Genomic DNA, 18265 nt, shown 5'->3' with positions numbered 1-18265 from the left:
GGGGTTCTATCTTCTGAACGTACTCTAATTATATATTTTGCAGTAATGCAGCTATTTATCAGTGGTGTGTTTCAACGGAGGGAACCCGGCAATGAAGACCGGGTCAACTATATCGTGGTTATCGAGGGCATCCTGGAGGAAAATCCCGTCTACCGTCTCTCCTGCGGGGACGCCCAGGTCGGACAGGTCGATACCGACGGCCAGTGCTTTTGCACCAACGACGTGCCAGTTCCCCCCGTTGCCGGTGGCTGTTTCCAGCTCGCTGAGAGACTGAATCGCATCTGTGTGATTCTGTTTCTCCTGTGGGTTCTGATTGAAAATATGCAACCAGAACTTTTCGAGCAGCTGTGCTTCGGGGGAAGCCAGATCGATATCAAACTGTTCAATTTTGTGGGTTTTCAACTTCGAGGAGAACGGCAGAGGAGTGACATAGAAGGCATCGCCTGTGGTGTTATGTACGATGACCTGCAGATCAAACAGAACGATGTCCGGACCGGCGTCATTGACGATCGGCTTCAGGAATCGGACTGCCATACCTGGTGTGTTGAGCTGGCTGGGATCTTCAATCGGGTTCATCACCGGAGCAGTCGTCAGCGGTTTCGTCGCACCGCCGGGATTCACGACGCCGGTTAAGAGACAGGTATCCTGATCAAGCAGGTGCCGACGGAGCGTTTGCGGGTCACCGTCGTTACCGGGATCGATACCATCGTTGCGGGTCAGGAACGATTTGCCGGTGTAGTGTGTGAGCTCGATGCCGATCAGGTCTTCGACTTCGTATTGATACTGTTTTCCGCCACGCTGCACGGTCACGCATTTCAGATCCTGAGCACGCTTGCCGGGCCCTTTAGTTGTCGTATAAGTCACAATCCGGTCAGGCAGCTGCGAAACGTACTGGTTCTGATCGAAGGGAATCTCATCCACGACCAGACCGTTGTTTGTTGTCAGCCGCTGCGCCATTCCCCGGGTCAGACGTTTGGGAGCAACATCACAGTTCGGATCCAGCTTCACAGGTTGGACATCGGTTTCGCCTTCAATCACCTGCACATCGGTGTTGCCTGCTTCCGAAACATTGACAGAGAAGCGGGTACCATAATCGACGACGTTGGAAAGCGGTGTTTCGACAGTAAAGCCTTCTGCCCCATCGGGAGCATAGACCGAACAGGCACCGTAGCGGACCGCCAGATGCTCGCCGTCTTTACTTTCAAAAACGGCAGGTCCGGTCAGAATGACTTCAGCACCGTTAGCAAAGATCAGTTGCAGCTGGCCGGCTGAGATCGCGTATTCCTGGTCTGTCTGAATCGGCGAACCGACTTTGAGAAAAGGTGCTCCCTCGGCGAAGCGGACCGCGGCGGTCTGGGTGACTTTTGCGACAGGAACATCTTCTACCACGGGGTCAGCCTGGCTGATTTGCGAGGAGGGGGCCTGTGGTTGATTCAGGGCCACAACGCTGACGATCAGCGTCACACAGATCAGCGCGGTCATCAGCAACAGGACCTGCGATGTTTTCCAGACATGTTCCGGCAGTGACTGCGCCTGGGTTGCCGGTTTCACGTGCGGCTGGAATTCGAACTCTGCTTCCGGTTGTTCATCGTGCAGACGTTCCAGGTTCAGATGCAGATGCAGGTAATTGAAGTATTTTTCCCGGGCATCGGCGTCACTTGCCAGAATTTCCTCGAGCTGCTGGTGCTGCTCTGCTGTAATTGTCTCATTACAGAGTGCACCGCAGAGTTCATACAGGAGTTCGTTATGCTGATTGTTCTGACTCATTTTCCCTCTCCTGTATATGACAATGTGCGTTCAATACAGTGAGTTAACTGGCGGCGAATCTGGTTCAGCCTGTTATATAAGGTCTGGATGGCGGCCCCGGCAGCATCGGCCAGTTCTTTGACGGGCGTCTGGTCGCGATAGACCTGATTCACGAGTTCCCGATCCTTGTCTTTCAACTTCTTGATACACTCCTGCAGAGTACTTGCCCGCTGATCGAGTTTGTGTTGAGGAATCCCGGCCCGTTCATCCGCGAGTTGTTCGATGACGTCTTCCCGGAACTGCAGTCGTTTTCGCTGTGCGACCCGCATGAAGTTCTTGACCTCATAAAAGGCGACGCCACAGGCCCAGGAGAAAAAGCTGCTCGTCTCATCGTATTCCGGGAACTTTTTCCAGAGGATCAGACTGGTCCGCTGGAATACGTCCTCAGCGTCATCCCGGTGAGGCAGCAGAGAAAAAATATACGAATAGATCTGGTTCCGATGTTGCGTAAATACATGCAGAAATTTCACATGCAAATCGTCGGAGAAGTCAGTCTGGGGCTGTTCATTTTCCATCGGAACGATTTCATTCAAGTTGTTCATTAATACGATACTCATTCGCGACCCGGTTTTCAAAAAGAAAGTCGCCTTATTAAGCTATCGTACACATAAAGAGCGACTTACCCCATCAATTGGGTGAATTTGATACAGATCGGAATCTTTCTGATCCCGCAGTCAGAAAGTATTCATTCTTACACACCCCCTGCCGGCAAAATATGAGAAATTCGGCAAATTTCAAAAAATAATCCGGTAAATCAACGTATTGACATACGAATGCTTTACAGGGGTACCTTGTTGGTTGTTCACTACAACAAGGTCTGGTGAAGCCTTTCTATCTTACCCCTCTAACGCGTTGCGTTTCTCTGGACTCATTTTATTTTTATTTGCTCCAGTTGAAGATACCGACATCTTCGGACTTGGATTAGAAAACAGGAACGACTCAATGAAAAATGTACGTCGCTCGAGTTTTCAGCGTGGTTTTACGCTGATCGAACTGCTGGTCGTCATCGCTATTATTGCGATTTTAATTGCCCTGCTGTTACCGGCTGTGCAACAGGCACGTGAAGCAGCCCGCAGAAGTACCTGCAAAAACAACCTGAAGCAGATCGGGTTGGCCATGCACAACTACCATGAAACATTTGGCATGTTCCCTCCCGGATATGTGGAAGAGATTCTGCCTGCCAATGGTGGTTCGATTGTGGACAATGAGGGTCACTGGGCCTGGAATGCCATGCTGCTGCCTTATCTTGATCAGGCACCGCTGTACAATCAGTTGAATGTCGGCACAGTTCCCATTTCCACGATGTTAAATAATGCCACCGCCCGCAGTTCGATGCAGAAAACACTGCCTGTCTTCCGTTGCCCTTCCGATACCGGCCCCCAGATTCATGATGAAGCCGGCCGCCGCATCAAAGCCACCGGTGGTTCCGAATATGGTCTGTCTGTCACCAACTACATCGCTTCCAACAGCTCGTACGGGCTGAAGAAAGATGCGGGTACCGACCCGACCAACTACGCCAACGGTGCCTTCTACCGGAACAGTAATGTGCGGATGCGTGACCTGACCGACGGCAGCAGCAATGTAATTCTGGCTGGCGAACGGGCTTACCTGGTAGGTTCCACCAAAGCCTTTGCCGGTGCTCTCTACGCCGCTCGTGATTACAACGCCACGGGACCTGCCATCAGCTCTGCCGGTTCCAGCTCGAACCAGGGTCTGATCTCCATCTTCGGTGGTGGTGCCGCCCCCATCAACGCCAACGCTTCAAGCGGCCAGGGGCGAATCGCTTACAGCAGCAGGCACGTGGGAGGTGCTCACTTCCTGTTTGGTGATGGTCGTATCGCCTTCCTGAGCGAAAACATTGACCATCGCGCCGCTTCGATTCCTGCGGACAGTACGCTCGAATATCTGATCGGCATCAATGATGGTAATGTGGTCGGTGAATTCTAAGCGACGTCCCCGACCATAATGTAATCGATTTCCGAGAGACAAGCGGTCCGTTCCATCGCTTGTCTCTTTTTCTTACTCGGAGAAGGTCCGTTCCACACTGGCTTGAGATTCGGTGATTCCTTCTCTAAGATCACACATTCTTAATTTCTTAGAATCATTTAACAGTTGATCCCAACCGGATTGCGCTCTGGAGGTTTTTGATGTATTTAGCAGGTAAACAGGCCTGGTGTTTCCTTTTGGGTATGCTATGCCTGACTCTCGTCGGTTGCGGCGGTGCTCCCAGCGACCAGCCCGACCTCGGAACGGTTACCGGAACCGTAACCATGAATGACAAACCACTGCCTGGAGTGATGGTCGTATTCAGCCCGGAAAGCGGACGTTCTTCCATGGGCCTGACCAATGATGCAGGAGAATACGAACTGGAATACGTGGGTGATACCAAAGGAGCCAAAGTCGGCCAGCATAAGATCAGTATCACGACCGCACAGTCCGACAGTTCTGAGGAATCCGGCGGAGAAGAGGGTGGTGCTCCCACAAAAGAGACGATTCCCCCCACTTACAATACCCAGACGATTCTGAGCGAAGAGGTCAAACCGGGTGAGAACATTATCAACTTCACACTCACCTCGGAATAAAATCCCCTTCGCGTTTTAGCAGACAGACTCCCCCGTTGCCCACTGGAACGAGGGGAGTTTTTTTGTGCCACTCCCAATCTTGCAACTCAGTTTTCCAGCGACATCAGGTAGGCGATCAGATCTGCCATTTCTCCGGTTTTGATCTTTTTCTCAAAACCTTCGGGCATCAGCGATTTTCCGGAACTTTTGATCTCTTCGATATTCTCACGCAGGATCGTAATCCGTTTATTCTCGGCTTTCTTGAGGGTGATACTGGAAGGCGTTTCATTGACGATGATGCCTGTTTCAATCAGCCCGTCGTCGGTAACAACCACGTATTCCAGATAATTGGGCGAGACCTCTTTGTTGGGGTCGAGCACATGCACCAGGATTTCAGGCGCGGTCCGGTTTTTAATCGTCGCCAGATTGGGGCCGACTTCATAACCTTCCTGTCCCAGTCGATGACAGGTCAGACATTCGCGTTTAAAGACACGCTTGCCAACTGTCAGATCTGTTTTTGCAGACAACGCAGGTTGATAGGCGGAAATGATCTCATGCCGCGGCCCCAGAGTCTCACCGGCAAACAACTGTTCTGCCTGCTTCCTGATTTCCGGGTTCGGACTCTTCATCAGAATGTCCCGCCTGACCTGTGGGATCTGGCTCAAGGAAACAGTTCGCTCCGAGATCGCGGCAAACAACTGTAGAATCCAGTCCTGCCGCCTGAGCAAACGATCTACGATCTCTCTGCGGATCGTAGGAGTCAGCGAGGGATACTCTTCCAGCAGCAGGTTCGCGACTTTGTTATCGGGGAAACTGGTGAGTGCTACCACAACGGCTGACTGCAGTTCCTGCGTTTCCCGGGCACCAAGCAGCGGCAGCAAAGCAGACTGCGCGGTCACAAGATCAGTACAGCTCAACAGCTCAATGGCATCCAGTCGCCGGGCCGACGTTTCCCGCCGGTCGGCCGCTGTTTTCTTTGCCTGTGAGATCTGACCAAGGATCAGGCGGGATGCCTCGGTCTCGGGTTCCGCGGTAAACCGCAGCAGCGATTTGCCGCCACGTTTCAAACCCTCTCCGACACCTCGCAGCAATTCAATTTGAACGGCGGTTGTTTTTTTCTGATTCCCGGGATAGTCATAGCGGGCTGCCCGTTCCAGAATTGTTTGCACCTCAGCTGGTTGCTGTCGCGTACCGATTACATTCGCCAGTTGACTCAACAGGGGACGTGCCTGTGGGCTGGCCGCGAATTTGACATCCTGCAGCAGACTCGCTAAAAAGTCGGCCGTCGATTCGGACAGCGAACTGAGGACCGCGGTCCGGATCCAGTGATCGCCATAATCCTGGCGAACAATCGTGTAGAGTGCCTGGGCTGCTTCCGGTCCTGCAACCTCGCCCAGCGTGAAGGCGGTCTGGAAGCGAACGCGGGGATCGCTGTCCGTCGCCAGCGAGATCACTTTTTTCTTCAATGCTTCATTCTGATTCAGCTGTGGTTCTGCGAGCCTGACTGCGGTTCGTCTGATTTCCGGTTCCCTATCGGACAGGGCCTGCAGCAGCAGTGTTTCATTGAGTGCCTCCAACCCCTGCAGCGACCAGAGGGCATGCAGCCGCGCGAGGGGAGATTGACTCTGCTGGAACAGTTCGATCAGCAGGGGAACCGCCTGGGGATCCTGGCGTTCAAAGATCAGTCGATGCGCGGTATCCCGCCACCAGACATTCGGATTTTCCAGTTCCGCGACCAGGCGGCTGATATCAGCCGATCCCAGGCGAGGCGGTTCCGGCTTCTGAAAGCCCTCCGGAAATTTCGGAGGCAAGATACGATAGATCCGCCCCCGGTCCCGACCACTGGTGAGGTCCAGATGGGCCTTGATGTCCTCGGGCATTGACCAGGGATGTTCGATATTCTCGCGATACATATCGAGCAGATGCAGAGTCCCATCGGGGGCGTTCAGAAAGTTCACCGGGCGGGACCAGTTGTCGGTCGACGCCAGAAATTCCTGTTTATCATGTGCGCGTTCCGCCTTAAACGTGACGCCGTCCGGCTGCACCAGATACCGCATCACGAGATTGCCGGCCACTTCTCCGATAAACGCATTGCCGTAATACTCTCGCGGATAGGCGGCTCCCCGATAGAGTGTGACTCCCGCCGAGGAGGTCACAAAGCCTGTTGCATGTTTGGCACTTTTGGGGGAACGGGAATTGGGATCGTTGGCGAGACGCTGCGCATTGATGATGCGCCAGGGTTCGGGGGGACTGACCCGGTAAACTGCAATCGCATCGCCGGCAGGCACCGCATTGTGAATGGCAGACGTCACCGGCAGATAACGGTTGCGGCCCAGGTATTTTGCAGGCAAGACGATGTGCATCAGCGGGTTGCTGATGTTGCAAATAAAACGATTGCCCCAATCATCGAAGGTATTCCCGAAACGGGCGCCTCCCGAAATGACTTCAAAGTTTTCCGTATTCGCATCGAAACGAAAATCGCGGCGTCCCATATTGATCGGATCAGTTTTAGAGGAACCTACGGTCTGAATCGTCCCCCCGTTGCTACCTCCTGCTCCGTAGATCTGATGATCGAGGCCCCACTTGAGATTATTCATCACGGCCTGCACGTTGTATTTGCGAAAGCCGGTAAAGACCTTACGTTTGATGTCTGCTTTGTGATCGCCGTCGGTATCTTTAAAGTACCAGATATCGGGAGTCGCTGAGACGTACACGCCCCCTTTCCAGAAGGCCAGACCGGTGGGCCAGGAAAGCCCCTCGGCAAAGATGGTCGAACGATCGAATTTACCATCCCCGTCGACATCTTCGAGAACGCGGACCTTGCCGATCGGCGCGGATTTCTGTTCGGCCCAGGCCTCGTCTTTCGATTTATCCGTGTATGGATAGTCGTTCATCTCAACCACATACGCCAGCCCGTTCTCATCGTACTGCATCGCCACCGGATCGGTGACCAGCGGTTCTGCCGCCAGCAGTTCCATGCGAAAGCCGTTCTGCAGCCGGAATGTATCGACGGCTTTGCCTGGCTCGGTCGGTTCGAGATGAGGCAGCGCTTCCGCCAGGGAGTCCTTTGGCATGGGCCGATTCTCGGCCGAGGTACTGCGGGCGAGAGTGAACGCCCACACGACGAGCACCGCTCCCGCTGACAGTAACAGAGTCCGTTGGAAGAGAGTCGAACGCATCACAAACCCCTCAAAGTGCAAAAAGGACTTCCTGGAGCGAGCAGGAAATAAAGCAGGATTGTTTATAAAGTGTAAACCCCGCGCCCCGCCAGACACAAGCAACTCTAGTACAGGACGCCCGGAATCAACCTCTGCGCAGCAAAAAACTCTCCCCGCCGGAAGGCGAAGAGAGTTGGATGCGTATTGCTGACGCTGTGACTAAACAGCGGGCTGGCCGGTGAAGTATTCCGGTTCCATGCCTTCTTTCCATTTAATGTTGCAGCCGATGCTGGGCTTCTGATCTTCGGTGACCGGGGCGCCGGCAACCACCGCATCGCAGGCCGCTTTGAGATCGGCACCGGTGACCGGTTTGTCGTTCCCGGGGCGGCTGTCGTCGAACTGGCCGCGATAGACGAGTTTCTGTTCCTGATCGAACAGGAAGAAATCGGGAGTGCAGGCGGCTTTGTAGGCCTTGGCGACTTCCTGTGTTTCATCGTAGAGATAGGGGAAGTTGTAGCCGGCGGATTTGGCTTCTTCGACCATCTTTTCGGGACTGTCGTCGGGATGGGTGGCAACATCGTTGGCACTGATGCCGACGACTGCCATACCTTTGGCCATGTATTCATCGGCAAACGCAGCCAGTGCCTCGCGGAGGTGAATCACGAAGGGGCAGTGGTTGCACATGAAGATGACCAGCAGGCCTTTGGAATCTTTGAAATCGTTCAGCGACACCGTCTGTCCATCGACGTTCTTCAGTGAAAAGTCGGGCGCCTGAGTTCCGAGGGGCAGCATTGTTGAAGCGGTTTTCACCATGGTATGTTCTCCTTTCTCAATCGATCAGGAAGTTCTACGCTATTCCTGAGCAGAAGTTTTTAAAGCAAATTTTTCAATCAGGGGACCGACCACCTGGCAGGGAACGAAGTCTTTGAGTTTCTCTTCAGCCACATCACCCCCCAGCTGTGCGATCTGCTTGATCAACGAGCTGGAAATGTGCGTGTATTTCTCACTGGCCATCAGGAACACGGTTTCAATGTCGACCGCCAGTGTCCGGTTGGCGAGTGACATCGTGAATTCGGCTTCCACATCGGTCAATGTTCTGAGCCCTCTCAGCATGACGCCGCCGCCACACTCTTTCACGAAATTCACCGCCAGTCCCTGGAAGCATTTCACTTCCACATTAGGGCAATTTGCCACCAGTGTCTCCAGCAACTGTTGCCGTTCTTCGGGAGAAAACAACGGACGTTTGTCCGGGTTGATCCCGATGCCGACCGTGATTTTGTCGTAAATCACCGCGCCCCGCTCCACTATATCCAGATGACCCAGGGTCGGTGGATCGAAACTGCCGACGTAAACAGCATGATGTGGATTGAACGAACCGGTCACAACACAGCCTTTCCTCTACGGGGTGATGAATAACTCCTTTCATTGTAGCTGGATTGACAGTTGATCCAAACGGACAGCTTCCACTTTCTCTGATGAATCAGCAGATTTGAATTCCTGCTCGCTCTGAATTGAAAATCAACTCGACACCTAGTGTAATAGGAGCTGTACTTTCAAGTTCAGGCAATCCGGGCAAGCCGGGCTGCCTTTTCGAATGAATCGTTCCTGATCTCTTGCAGATCATTTACCAGGAGTCTTCTCCCATGCGTTCCTTATCTCGCCGCTCAACTGTGTCGCTGTCTGTCTGGGCCTGCCTGCTGCTGTTTGTTCTCAGCCCCCTGGCGGCTGCCCCTCAGAATCTGAAAGATGTTGCTGAACTGATGAAGAAATCTTCGCTGAGCCAGCAGGATCAGAAACAGGTCCTGGAATTCTTCCAGAAGAAATACCAGAAAGAAAAAGATCTGACCCAAGGCAACCAGAAGCACCTGATTCAAGGGACCGAAGATGGCGGCGGTTATGCCGGCTGGTTCTTCAAAGCCAAGCCGGGCGACGAAGTCATGATCTATGCTGAAAAAGGGCGCAAATGGCCCATGATCCCGTTGGGCGATTCCGGTTACTTTGCCCGCGTGGAACACTTCCCCCACTTCTCTTCGGTGCATTACCGCTATGATGTCAACGGGACCCGTTTACCGGCCGGCAGATTCAGTCGCTTCGGCTTTGAAAGCTATGAATGGAAACCCGAGAGCCTGAAACAGCCCGGCGTACCTGAGGGTAAACTCACCAAGATGCCTGCCTTTAAAAGCACCAAACATTACCCCGGCACCGTTCGCGACTGGTGGGTCTATGTGCCGGCTCAGTACGAGCAATCCAAAGCGCCTGCCAAGCTGATCGTGTTCGCTGATGGGGGCGGGTACTGTCATAATGACGGTAACGCGACCATCGTCCTGGACAACCTGATTCACGCAAAAAAAATTCCGGTGACGATTGCCGTCTTTATCAATCCCGGCGTCTTCCCCGCCGGCACCAGGGGGAAACAGGAATATCGCAACCGCAGTAACGAATATGATACCTGCACCGCGCAGTATGCGACGTTCCTGGATGAAGAAATGCTGCCCATCGTCCGCAAGCAGTACCGGATCTCAGACAAACCGGAAGACCATATTTTCTGTGGTGCCTCATCCGGCGGCAGCTGTGCCTTCTCTGCCGCCTGGCATCGGAACGACCTGTTCGGAAAAGTCATCTCGTTTGTCGGGAGTTTCTGTGATTTCCGGGGGATCGACGATTATCCCTCCCGCGAGAAAAACACGATTCCCCTGGATCAGTTTGGCCCCTGGAAGACAGCCCACGATTACCCCGGTCTGATCCGCAAGGAGTATCCGCCCAAAAATATCAAAGTCTTTCTGCAGGACGGAGATAACGACCTGGATAACAAGCTGGGCAACTGGTTCCTGAACAATGAACGAATGGCGGCTGCCCTGGCCTACAGCGGTTATGAATACTGGTTCGTCCAGGGACACGGCATGCACAGCAGCCGACACGGAAAAGCAGTGCTGCCGGAGGCCCTGGTCTGGATCTGGCAGACCGATTCCAAGAAATAAAGGTCTGTTTTCGTGCAGTTATTTCCCTCGAATCGAACCATTCGTACAGAATTTAGTTTGACGAACGGGACGCGGCTCGATAAATTTACTTCGTTAAGAATTCAGTGGAAACAAACCAGTCGCCAGCCTCAGCGACAGGAACCTGGAGCGAGCGACTGTTTCTTCTGAATTGAACGGAGTTTACCAACCAAGATTTGATGCTGACAGAAATTGGCTTTAGATTCTGCCTGGTGCGGAACATTGTCTGCTGCTGACTGAAGTTTCAAGAGTTTGCTGCCTCAGAGTTACCTGCCTTGAATGTCACGACAGCCTGGATTTTGCACCGGCTGAAATCCGAGTGATTGTCTGTTGGTACTTTTACTGTCTTCAAGGAGGATCGCTTATGACCGTCGAAACCTACTCTCAAAAGGCCAAACGCCTTTCAGAGAAAATTGAACAAACCATTGCCCTGCGAACCGGCAGTCAGGTTCAGTCTCTGAAGGTGGATATTCTGGGAGAAATCGTCGTCCTTTCCGGACGCACTGATTCCTTTTACCACAAACAGCTGGCCACCCATGCCGCTCTGAGTGAAATCGATCAGTACGCCCTGACGAACAATATTCGAGTCGAATCGTAATCCACGGTTCCTTTCCTGCAGGATACAGGAAAGCCACTCACCATTGATGGAATCAGAGCCAGCGACACGATCAGGATGATCTCTCGCGGCTGATTCCCTGGCTGTCAGTCCGACAGAACCGCTCAGCCTTCTTGCTGCTGGCTGGCTGGGGAGGAATCCGCTTCCGCTTTGTTGCGGCTGCCAAACTGGAACTTCTTCTCTTCCCCCCGCATGATCCGTCCCAGATTGCTGCGATGACGGGCAATAATCAGCAGGGGCACCGCAATGCTGAATGCGGTCAAACTCCATTTCTCGCGTGTGAATGCCTCCCCGCCTAACTGCACGAACTGAGCCACACCAAAAGCGAGCGCCGCCACGATCGAACTGAGGGCGACTATCCGCGAGAAGAAAAAGGTCAACGCAAAGGCGATGACAGCAGCCAGTGTTGACCAGGGGCCGAGCACCAGAATCACGCCCAGGCTGGTGGCGACTCCCTTGCCTCCCCGAAACCCGAGCCAGATTGGAAACATGTGCCCCAGGATCGTCGCCACGCCACTCAGGACGCGGGCGTGATCGAAGTCGGAAGAATCCGGATTCACAAACAGCGCCGGGATGAACAAGACGGGCAACAGACCTTTGAGGGCATCCAGCACCAGGACCACAATGCCCCATTTGGCGCCCAGCGTGCGTGCCACATTCGTCGCACCGATATTGCCACTCCCCACCTTGCGGATATCCGTGCCGGCCACCAGCTTCGCAGTTACCAGACCAAAGGGAATGGAACCGGCCAGATAAGAGGCCACAGCAACAAAAAACCAGAAATAATCTGCAAACATCAGCGGGGCGATTCGTATAATAAAGTCAGAGGCATGACAGGGCATTTCAGTGGTTGTGATAATACCCGACAGCGGTAGAAGAGCACAACGACAGGTCCTGTCGCCAGTTACAAATAATCTAGATCAGACACCCACCGACCAGGGAGTAGCGATGATTCTATTCGTCTTCCGGGTCAAAATTTCAACAAACTGTTAGCCCTGCCCTTGGGAATGTATTATTCTGAACAGGACAGGGCTCCCTTCTCTGATACTCTGTTTCTCTCTCACAAAACCATGACAGAAAAAACGCTTCCGATTCTCACTGCTGATTCCCTATCTCAGTCTGATCTTGATCAGGGTCTGTATCCGGGCCGCTGGTGGCACCGCGAGGGAGAAAAAATCGTTTGTGACTTATGTCCCCGCGCCTGTGCCCTGGGGGAAAATGATCGTGGATTCTGCTTTGTCCGGCAGAATCTGGGTGGCAAAATGGCCTTAACCACTTATGGTCGCAGCACCGGGTTCTGTGTCGATCCGATTGAAAAGAAACCGTTGAACCATTTTTATCCCGGATCGAGTGTCCTTTCCTTCGGGACAGCAGGCTGCAATCTGGGTTGTAAGTTCTGCCAGAACTGGGACATTTCGAAATCGCGGGAGATTGAACGTCTGAGTGCCCGCGCCTTCCCTGATGAAATTGCCCACGTCGCCGCGGAACTGGGCTGCAAGAGCGTGGCGTTTACGTACAACGATCCAGTCATCTGGTCGGAATACGCGATTGAAACTTCGAAAGCGTGTCACGCCCAGGGAGTCAAAACTGTCGCAGTGACGGCAGGTTACATCACGGAGTCGGCCCGGGCCGAATTTTTCGAACACATCGATGCTGCGAATATCGATCTCAAAGCGTTTTCCGAAGAATTCTACTACCGGGTCACGTTGTCTCATCTCCAACCTGTCCTGGATACCCTGGGCTGGTTAAAACGGGAAACCGATGTCTGGTTTGAAATCACCAATTTAATCATCCCGCAGGCCAACGATGGCGACGACGAATTTCAGCGGATGTGCGACTGGATCCTCAAAGAAGTGGGAGACGAAGTCCCCCTGCACTTCTCCGCCTTTCATCCGGATTTCCGCATGCTGGACCGGGGAGGTACTCCGCCTGAGACGCTGATCCGAGCCCGCGAAATCGCGCTCTCCGCCGGCTTGAAATATGTTTATACCGGTAACGTCAACGATGTTCGTCGCCAGAGTACTTATTGTCCCGGCTGCGGAGAGACACTGATTGAACGCAACTGGTACCAGCTGGGCAAGTATGCCTTGAACGGCAATCGCTGTCAGTATTGTAACACCGAGATCGCCGGACACTTTGATGATCGACCAGGTAACTGGGGACAGAAACGGCTCCCTGTCGACATGCACTCGTTTTTAAAACAGCACCCGCTTCCCTCTTCCTCTGCCGACGATCGGCAGAAAGGTTCCTCGACGATGCAGACCAACCCGACTACTCCCAAAATTGAACTTCAGCCGGAACACGAACAGAAACTGCTGCAGAAAGCGGCTGCCGTGGTGGTTGGAACAGCAACACGTACCAATCCCGCAGAGATCGTTCTGGAAGGTCTGGAGAACATGGTGATTAACGGTGCGTTCGTCAGCCTCAAACGCCAGGGGCAACTGCGTTCCTGCTGCGGCAACTTTGGACAACCGCTCCCCCTGGGACAGGCCCTGCATCAGGCCGCGATCCGTGCTGCCAAAGATGACCCGCGATTTCCTCCCATCTCCCCCAGTGAAATCGGTCAGCTGGACCTGGAAGTCTGGCTGCTGTCTGATCTGGAACTGGTGGAAGAACAGGGACTCGATCGCCTGAAAGCAGTGACGGTCGGCCTGCATGGTCTGCAGATCCGTGCGGACGGACGCAGCGGTCTGTTACTCCCGGGCGTGCCTCTCGATCATGGCTGGAATGCAGAAGAGTTTTTGAATCAGACCTGCATCAAAGCGGGCCTGCCGCCGACCGCCTGGAAAGATCCAGGTACCACGCTGCTGCGTTATCAGGGCGTGTCCTGTGGTGCGAAACTGGCGGAGATGCTGGCAGCACCGGTCGAGAACGCCGCCACACAGATTCTGGGGGGACGCGAATTCGCCCAGTATCTGCAATACGTGCAATCGACAATCGAAGCTTTGATGCACGGACAGGTCCCCTCGTATTACTGCCCCCAGGTTTCCGATGCCAACATTCAGGGGGTTGCACTTCTGTTGCAACATTCTGAAACGGAGGATGAACTGGTACTCTCAAAATGGGCCCTGAAGCAGTCGTTTCCGATGCAGTCGACGGTATTCTCGATGTGCCAGCAACTGGCGCAGATCATTGTGAGACAAAATCTGAGGCCGGGTGAGTTTCAGGTCAAACTGGTCCTGGCAACCGACCCTGCCCTGCACGGCACCGTGGAAGGGATTCAACTGATTGACTTCGATTCCCGTAATCGCAGCCTGTTTGTCTTTGAAGGTCAAAAGGCGGGCTGGTTCTTCGACCGTAATCAGTCTGCGTCGGAGATCATCTCTCGTGCACATCAGGCAGTGGGACTGATGCAGCCGGAAGCAGCCCAGGTTGCCAGCATGGCCGTACAGACTGCAGCGAGCCGCTTCGAGATCGTCAATCGTCCGCGGGCAGAGCTCGGCACTGAAATTCGACCGACGGGTGTGGCAGGGACGTTTTATCCCGCCGATGCAGGCAGCGTGAATGCAGACCTGGATGAACTCTTTGACGGTGATGCAGAGCCACAAACGTGGGCTGCTGCCATGGTTCCACATGCCGGCTGGAAATATTCGGGCAGGATCGCCGCCGATGTTCTGAAACGGATCAAATTACCGTCCACGATCATTGTGATCGGCCCCAAGCATACACGGGAGGGCGTGGAATGGGCGGTGGCCCCGCATAAAGTCTGGCAGTTACCCAACGGGAACCTGAATGCGGACCTCGATCTGGCACGCCGACTGGCGGAGGAAATTCCCGGCCTGGAACTCGACGCAGCCGCACACCGGAATGAGCATGCGATTGAAGTGGAATTGCCGCTGATTCAGCGACTGGCTCCCGAGGCCCACGTCGTCGGAATCGCGATTGGAGGCGGAAACCTGCAGCGCTGCGACGAATTCGCCGCTGGTCTGGCGCGGGTAATCGGAGAACTGGAAGAACCGCCTCTGCTGTTGATCTCCAGCGATATGAACCATTTTGCCACCGATGCCGAAAACCGGCGTCTGGACCAGATGGCACTGGAAAAAATAGATACCCTCGATCCGGAGGGACTGCTGGAGACAGTACGAGAGCATCATATTTCCATGTGTGGCGTCCTGCCAGCGGTGATCGTCATGAAGGCGCTCCAGAAAATGGGCAAGCTAAGTCAGGTAGAGCGAGTGGGCTATGCCACATCGGGCGATGTGACCGGCGATCGTTCGCGAGTGGTTGGTTATGCGGGTCTGTTGATCAACTGAGTAGGCCCGATTGAGGCAAGTCCAGCGGGATTCCCGGGAATCGTCAAAATTGATGGTGACCCCAACGCCGGTTTTCTACTAAAATCCCGGCGCTGTTAAATTTCTCTATTGTTACTGACGCGTTCAAACGGAATCGGAGCCCCGTGCTATGTCTATTGGTCGCATTACCTTCCTCACTGGATTTGTCCTCCTGGTCGCATTTTCCCGTTCGCTGCCGGCGGCGGATGCCCCCTCTGTTGAATTGGCACTTACGTTCAAGCCAATCCAGAAAGATGTCGAGATCGAAATTCCGGAGAAATCGGAATACGCTCGCTGTAAAGTTGAAGTCGAACAGAGCAAAAAGAGCTCAGGCTGGATCGTGTATGGCCCCAACGGGCAGGTCCTGCGTCGCTTCGTGGATACAAACGGCGACAACGTCGTCGATCAATGGCGGTATTATAACCGCGGCCTGGAAGTCTACCGGGACATCGATGCCAACTACAACAATAAGGTCGACGGCTCACGCTGGATGAACCTGGCGGGAACCCGTTGGGGAATCGACAAAGACGAAGACGGTGTGATCGATGAATGGAAATTGATTTCTCCGGAGGAAGTCACCCGCGTCGCCATCAGTGCCCTGGCAAAGAATGATACCAAAGCCTTCAAAGCACTGCTGATTACAGAAGACGAACTGGCAGATTCCGGGATCAAGAATCCATTTGCCGATAAGATTCGCGAATCTGCGAAAGCAGCCCCACAGAACATGCCGGGAATGCTTTCCAAATCGAAAATGCTGACTCCGGATACGGTCTGGGTCCGCTTCGATGGCGCCATGCCCGGATTGATTCCCGCAGATGACGTGAAAACCGATAAAGACCTGCACGTCTTCGAAAACGTGATGGCGATTGTCGATACCAAGGGGAAAAGCGGCCTGGTGCAGTTCGGCGAACTGATCCGTGTCGGCGATGCCTGGCGTCTGACCCAGGTTCCCCTGCCCATCGAGGGAGAATCCATGCAGGTGACCGAAGGAGGCACACTGATGCAACCGGTCGCCGGTGCCAGCACTCTGCCCACCAATTCGACCGTCGGTCTGTCCAAGGAAATGCAGGGACTGCTGGACGAACTCCAGAAACTGGATCAAAACGGGCCCACTCCCGAACAGGGTCCGCAGGCAGTGGCCCGCTACAACACAGATCGTATCGCGATCATCGAGAAACTGATCGCCGCTTCCAAGAACGAAGATGAGCGTGCCCAGTGGACACGGCAGATGGTTGACGGTCTGGCTGCCGCCGTTCAGACGGTCGGTTATAAAGACGGACTGGCACAGTTGAAACGCATTCGTGATCAGGTCCAGAAAAATTCACAGGATCAGGATCTGATTGCGTACGTCACCTATCGAACCCTGCTCGCGGATTACAGTTCTCAGTTGCAGAATACACAAAGTGATAAACTCCGCGATGTGCAGAACTGGTGGCTGGGTCAACTGGAAGACTTCATCAAGAAGTACCCGAATTCCGATGATTCTGCCGAAGCCATGCTGCAACTGGCGGTCACCCAGGAGTTCAGCGGGAAAGTCGCTGAGTCTAAGAAATGGTACACGAAACTGGTCGAATCTCATGCCAGTTCGGAAGCAGGTACCCGCGGTGCCGGTGCCCTGCGACGGATGAATCTGGCCGGGAAAGAACTGGAGTTGACCGGCAACGGTCTGGCAGGAGGCAGTGTAGATGCCAAACAGTATCGCGGCAAAGCGCTGCTGGTCATTTTCTGGTCCAGCTGGTGTAAACCCTGCACGGAAGACCTGCCTCAGATCCTGGACCTTTACAGCAAATACCACAGCCAGGGCTTTGATGTGCTGGGGATCAATCTCGATGCGACCCCGGACCTGGCCGAAGCCTACATCAAGCAACACAAGGTTCCTTGGGCTCACATTCACGAAGAAGGGGGCCTGGAAAGTGCCCCCGCACGGGACTTCGGTGTGATTTCACTGCCGACCATGTTCCTTGTGGACAAAGCAGGCAAAGTTGTCAACCGGAGCGCCACGGTCGCCGATGTGAAGAAAGCACTGCCCGATCTGCTGAAATAGTTCGAGCAGTTGGCGGCGATGGATCACGACAGGGAGAGCACCGTGTCTCTCCCGATTCGTCCATCGTGCAGAGCGGAAGCGACCAGCACACCATCGGCACCGAGTGCCGCCTGTGCCTGTAGCTCTTCCGCATTCCGAATGCCACCTCCGGTGATCAACGTCAGCTCTGGATACTGAGTGCGTAACGTTTTACACAACGCTTCAGTGCCGGTTCCCTGCCCGGTACCGACCTGCGCCAGATCGAGCAGGATCATCTGTGCGATGCCCTGCGCCCGCGCCAGGTCGGCAACGTCCAGCGGATCGTCAAGTGGAGAGAACGGGTTGCCAGCAGCGGAATTGACCAGCGGCTGCCCCTGCTTCAGATCGAGGCTGAAGACGGTTCTCTCAGGTCCCCACTGGCGGACCAGCGCATTCAGTTCCGCAGCGCCTGCCAGAGTCTCCAGTCCGGCGACAATGGTGATGCCGACCAGGTCTTTCAGGAGCTCGCTATCTGCCGGAGTTCGCAATCCACAATCGAGCAGGAACGTGAAACCATCGGCAAGCAGTTGCTGATATAACTCTTGATTCATTTCCTGGTGTAGAATTGCGTCGAGGTCGGCGACATAGAATTCACTCAGTCCAAATTCATCGCGGATAGCGCGTGCCAGGTCGAGCGGCTCGCTGGAGCGGGTCAGCTCGCTTTGCAGGGGGCGATACGTGTCCCGCTCCCCCGCCACGCCCCGCACAACGGTTTGATTCAGGATATCCAGTACCGGAATGATTTTCATAACGCCTCTTACTTCAGAACTCAGCGGATCGACGGAACAGATAAGC

13 protein-coding genes are annotated in these 18265 nt (G+C 54.2%); 6 read left to right on the top strand and 7 right to left on the bottom strand.

Annotated features, from left to right (window positions below; genetic code table 11):
* Positions 1 to 51: 51 nt before the first annotated feature.
* On the bottom strand, positions 52 to 1767 hold the full coding sequence (locus Enr10x_RS04215) for a FecR family protein (protein WP_145448245.1): 1716 nt from the start codon (positions 1765 to 1767) through the stop codon (positions 52 to 54).
* Positions 1764 to 2348: a sigma-70 family RNA polymerase sigma factor gene (locus Enr10x_RS04210; RefSeq protein ID WP_197997476.1), complete on the bottom strand. Its 585-nt coding sequence runs from the start codon at positions 2346 to 2348 to the stop codon at positions 1764 to 1766. The genes Enr10x_RS04215 and Enr10x_RS04210 overlap by 4 nt, the downstream gene beginning before the upstream one ends.
* A gap of 400 nt (positions 2349 to 2748) precedes the next feature.
* On the opposite strand from Enr10x_RS04210, the gene Enr10x_RS04205 reads away from it, so the two are divergent.
* Together Enr10x_RS04205 and Enr10x_RS04200 are read left to right on the top strand one after the other, a co-directional pair.
* On the top strand, positions 2749 to 3753 hold the full coding sequence (locus tag Enr10x_RS04205; protein ID WP_145448243.1) for a DUF1559 domain-containing protein: 1005 nt from the start codon (positions 2749 to 2751) through the stop codon (positions 3751 to 3753).
* Between the two features lie 200 nt (positions 3754 to 3953).
* On the top strand, positions 3954 to 4388 hold the full coding sequence (locus Enr10x_RS04200; protein WP_145448242.1) for a carboxypeptidase regulatory-like domain-containing protein: 435 nt from the start codon (positions 3954 to 3956) through the stop codon (positions 4386 to 4388).
* A gap of 86 nt (positions 4389 to 4474) precedes the next feature.
* On the opposite strand, the gene Enr10x_RS04195 is transcribed toward Enr10x_RS04200, so the two are convergent.
* From Enr10x_RS04195 to coaD, 3 genes are all read right to left on the bottom strand, one after another.
* A complete protein-coding gene (locus Enr10x_RS04195; RefSeq protein WP_145448241.1) occupies positions 4475 to 7546 on the bottom strand; it encodes a PVC-type heme-binding CxxCH protein in 3072 nt (1023 codons plus the stop codon).
* 198 nt (positions 7547 to 7744) lie between these two features.
* Positions 7745 to 8338 carry a thioredoxin family protein gene (locus Enr10x_RS04190; RefSeq protein WP_145448240.1) on the bottom strand — a complete coding sequence of 198 codons (594 nt, stop codon included), beginning with the start codon at positions 8336 to 8338 and terminating at the stop codon, positions 7745 to 7747.
* A 39-nt stretch (positions 8339 to 8377) separates the two neighbouring features.
* Entirely contained in the window at positions 8378 to 8908 is a 531-nt protein-coding gene (coaD, locus tag Enr10x_RS04185; protein WP_145448239.1) for a pantetheine-phosphate adenylyltransferase, read from the bottom strand.
* Between the two features lie 260 nt (positions 8909 to 9168).
* On the opposite strand from coaD, the gene Enr10x_RS04180 reads away from it, so the two are divergent.
* Both Enr10x_RS04180 and Enr10x_RS04175 read left to right on the top strand, forming a co-directional pair.
* Positions 9169 to 10503 (top strand): alpha/beta hydrolase, encoded by a 1335-nt coding sequence (locus Enr10x_RS04180; protein WP_145448238.1) that lies wholly within the window; start codon positions 9169 to 9171, stop codon positions 10501 to 10503.
* A gap of 382 nt (positions 10504 to 10885) precedes the next feature.
* Positions 10886 to 11119, top strand: coding sequence for a BON domain-containing protein (locus tag Enr10x_RS04175; protein WP_145104291.1), 234 nt, complete (start codon positions 10886 to 10888; stop codon positions 11117 to 11119).
* Positions 11120 to 11241: 122 nt separating this feature from the next.
* Here Enr10x_RS04175 and plsY read toward each other — a convergent pair whose 3' ends face one another.
* On the bottom strand, positions 11242 to 11934 hold the full coding sequence (gene plsY, locus Enr10x_RS04170) for a glycerol-3-phosphate 1-O-acyltransferase PlsY (protein ID WP_145448237.1): 693 nt from the start codon (positions 11932 to 11934) through the stop codon (positions 11242 to 11244).
* Between the two features lie 210 nt (positions 11935 to 12144).
* Between plsY and amrS the strand changes: the two genes are divergently transcribed.
* The gene (gene amrS / locus Enr10x_RS04165) at positions 12145 to 15390 is read left to right on the top strand and encodes an AmmeMemoRadiSam system radical SAM enzyme (protein ID WP_315851856.1); all 3246 of its coding nucleotides are present in this window, start codon (positions 12145 to 12147) and stop codon (positions 15388 to 15390) included.
* A 148-nt stretch (positions 15391 to 15538) separates the two neighbouring features.
* Positions 15539 to 17452, top strand: a complete 1914-nt coding sequence (locus tag Enr10x_RS04160; RefSeq protein ID WP_145448235.1) for a redoxin domain-containing protein — start codon at positions 15539 to 15541, stop codon at positions 17450 to 17452.
* Positions 17453 to 17475: 23 nt separating this feature from the next.
* On the opposite strand, the gene Enr10x_RS04155 is transcribed toward Enr10x_RS04160, so the two are convergent.
* Complete coding sequence (locus Enr10x_RS04155; protein ID WP_145448234.1) at positions 17476 to 18219, bottom strand: HisA/HisF-related TIM barrel protein; 744 nt, start codon at positions 18217 to 18219, stop codon at positions 17476 to 17478.
* Positions 18220 to 18265: the final 46 nt, after the last annotated feature.

Source organism: Gimesia panareensis, from assembly GCF_007748155.1.
GTDB lineage: Bacteria > Planctomycetota > Planctomycetia > Planctomycetales > Planctomycetaceae > Gimesia > Gimesia panareensis.
The sequence above is the reverse complement of the archived record's forward strand: the minus strand, read 5'-3'. Positions and strand labels throughout refer to the sequence as shown.

Excerpts from the sequence above, each read along its gene's own strand:
- Enr10x_RS04215 (WP_145448245.1), bottom strand. The coding sequence starts at position 1,767 with ATGAGTCAGAACAATCAGCATAACGAACTCCTGTATGAACTCTGCGGT.
- Enr10x_RS04210 (WP_197997476.1), bottom strand. The coding sequence starts at position 2,348 with ATGAACAACTTGAATGAAATCGTTCCGATGGAAAATGAACAGCCCCAG.
- Enr10x_RS04205 (WP_145448243.1), top strand. The coding sequence starts at position 2,749 with ATGAAAAATGTACGTCGCTCGAGTTTTCAGCGTGGTTTTACGCTGATC.
- Enr10x_RS04200 (WP_145448242.1), top strand. The coding sequence starts at position 3,954 with ATGTATTTAGCAGGTAAACAGGCCTGGTGTTTCCTTTTGGGTATGCTA.
- Enr10x_RS04195 (WP_145448241.1), bottom strand. The coding sequence starts at position 7,546 with ATGCGTTCGACTCTCTTCCAACGGACTCTGTTACTGTCAGCGGGAGCG.
- Enr10x_RS04190 (WP_145448240.1), bottom strand. The coding sequence starts at position 8,338 with ATGGTGAAAACCGCTTCAACAATGCTGCCCCTCGGAACTCAGGCGCCC.
- Enr10x_RS04180 (WP_145448238.1), top strand. The coding sequence starts at position 9,169 with ATGCGTTCCTTATCTCGCCGCTCAACTGTGTCGCTGTCTGTCTGGGCC.
- Enr10x_RS04175 (WP_145104291.1), top strand. The coding sequence starts at position 10,886 with ATGACCGTCGAAACCTACTCTCAAAAGGCCAAACGCCTTTCAGAGAAA.
- plsY (WP_145448237.1), bottom strand. The coding sequence starts at position 11,934 with ATGTTTGCAGATTATTTCTGGTTTTTTGTTGCTGTGGCCTCTTATCTG.
- amrS (WP_315851856.1), top strand. The coding sequence starts at position 12,145 with ATGTATTATTCTGAACAGGACAGGGCTCCCTTCTCTGATACTCTGTTT.
- Enr10x_RS04160 (WP_145448235.1), top strand. The coding sequence starts at position 15,539 with ATGTCTATTGGTCGCATTACCTTCCTCACTGGATTTGTCCTCCTGGTC.
- Enr10x_RS04155 (WP_145448234.1), bottom strand. The coding sequence starts at position 18,219 with ATGAAAATCATTCCGGTACTGGATATCCTGAATCAAACCGTTGTGCGG.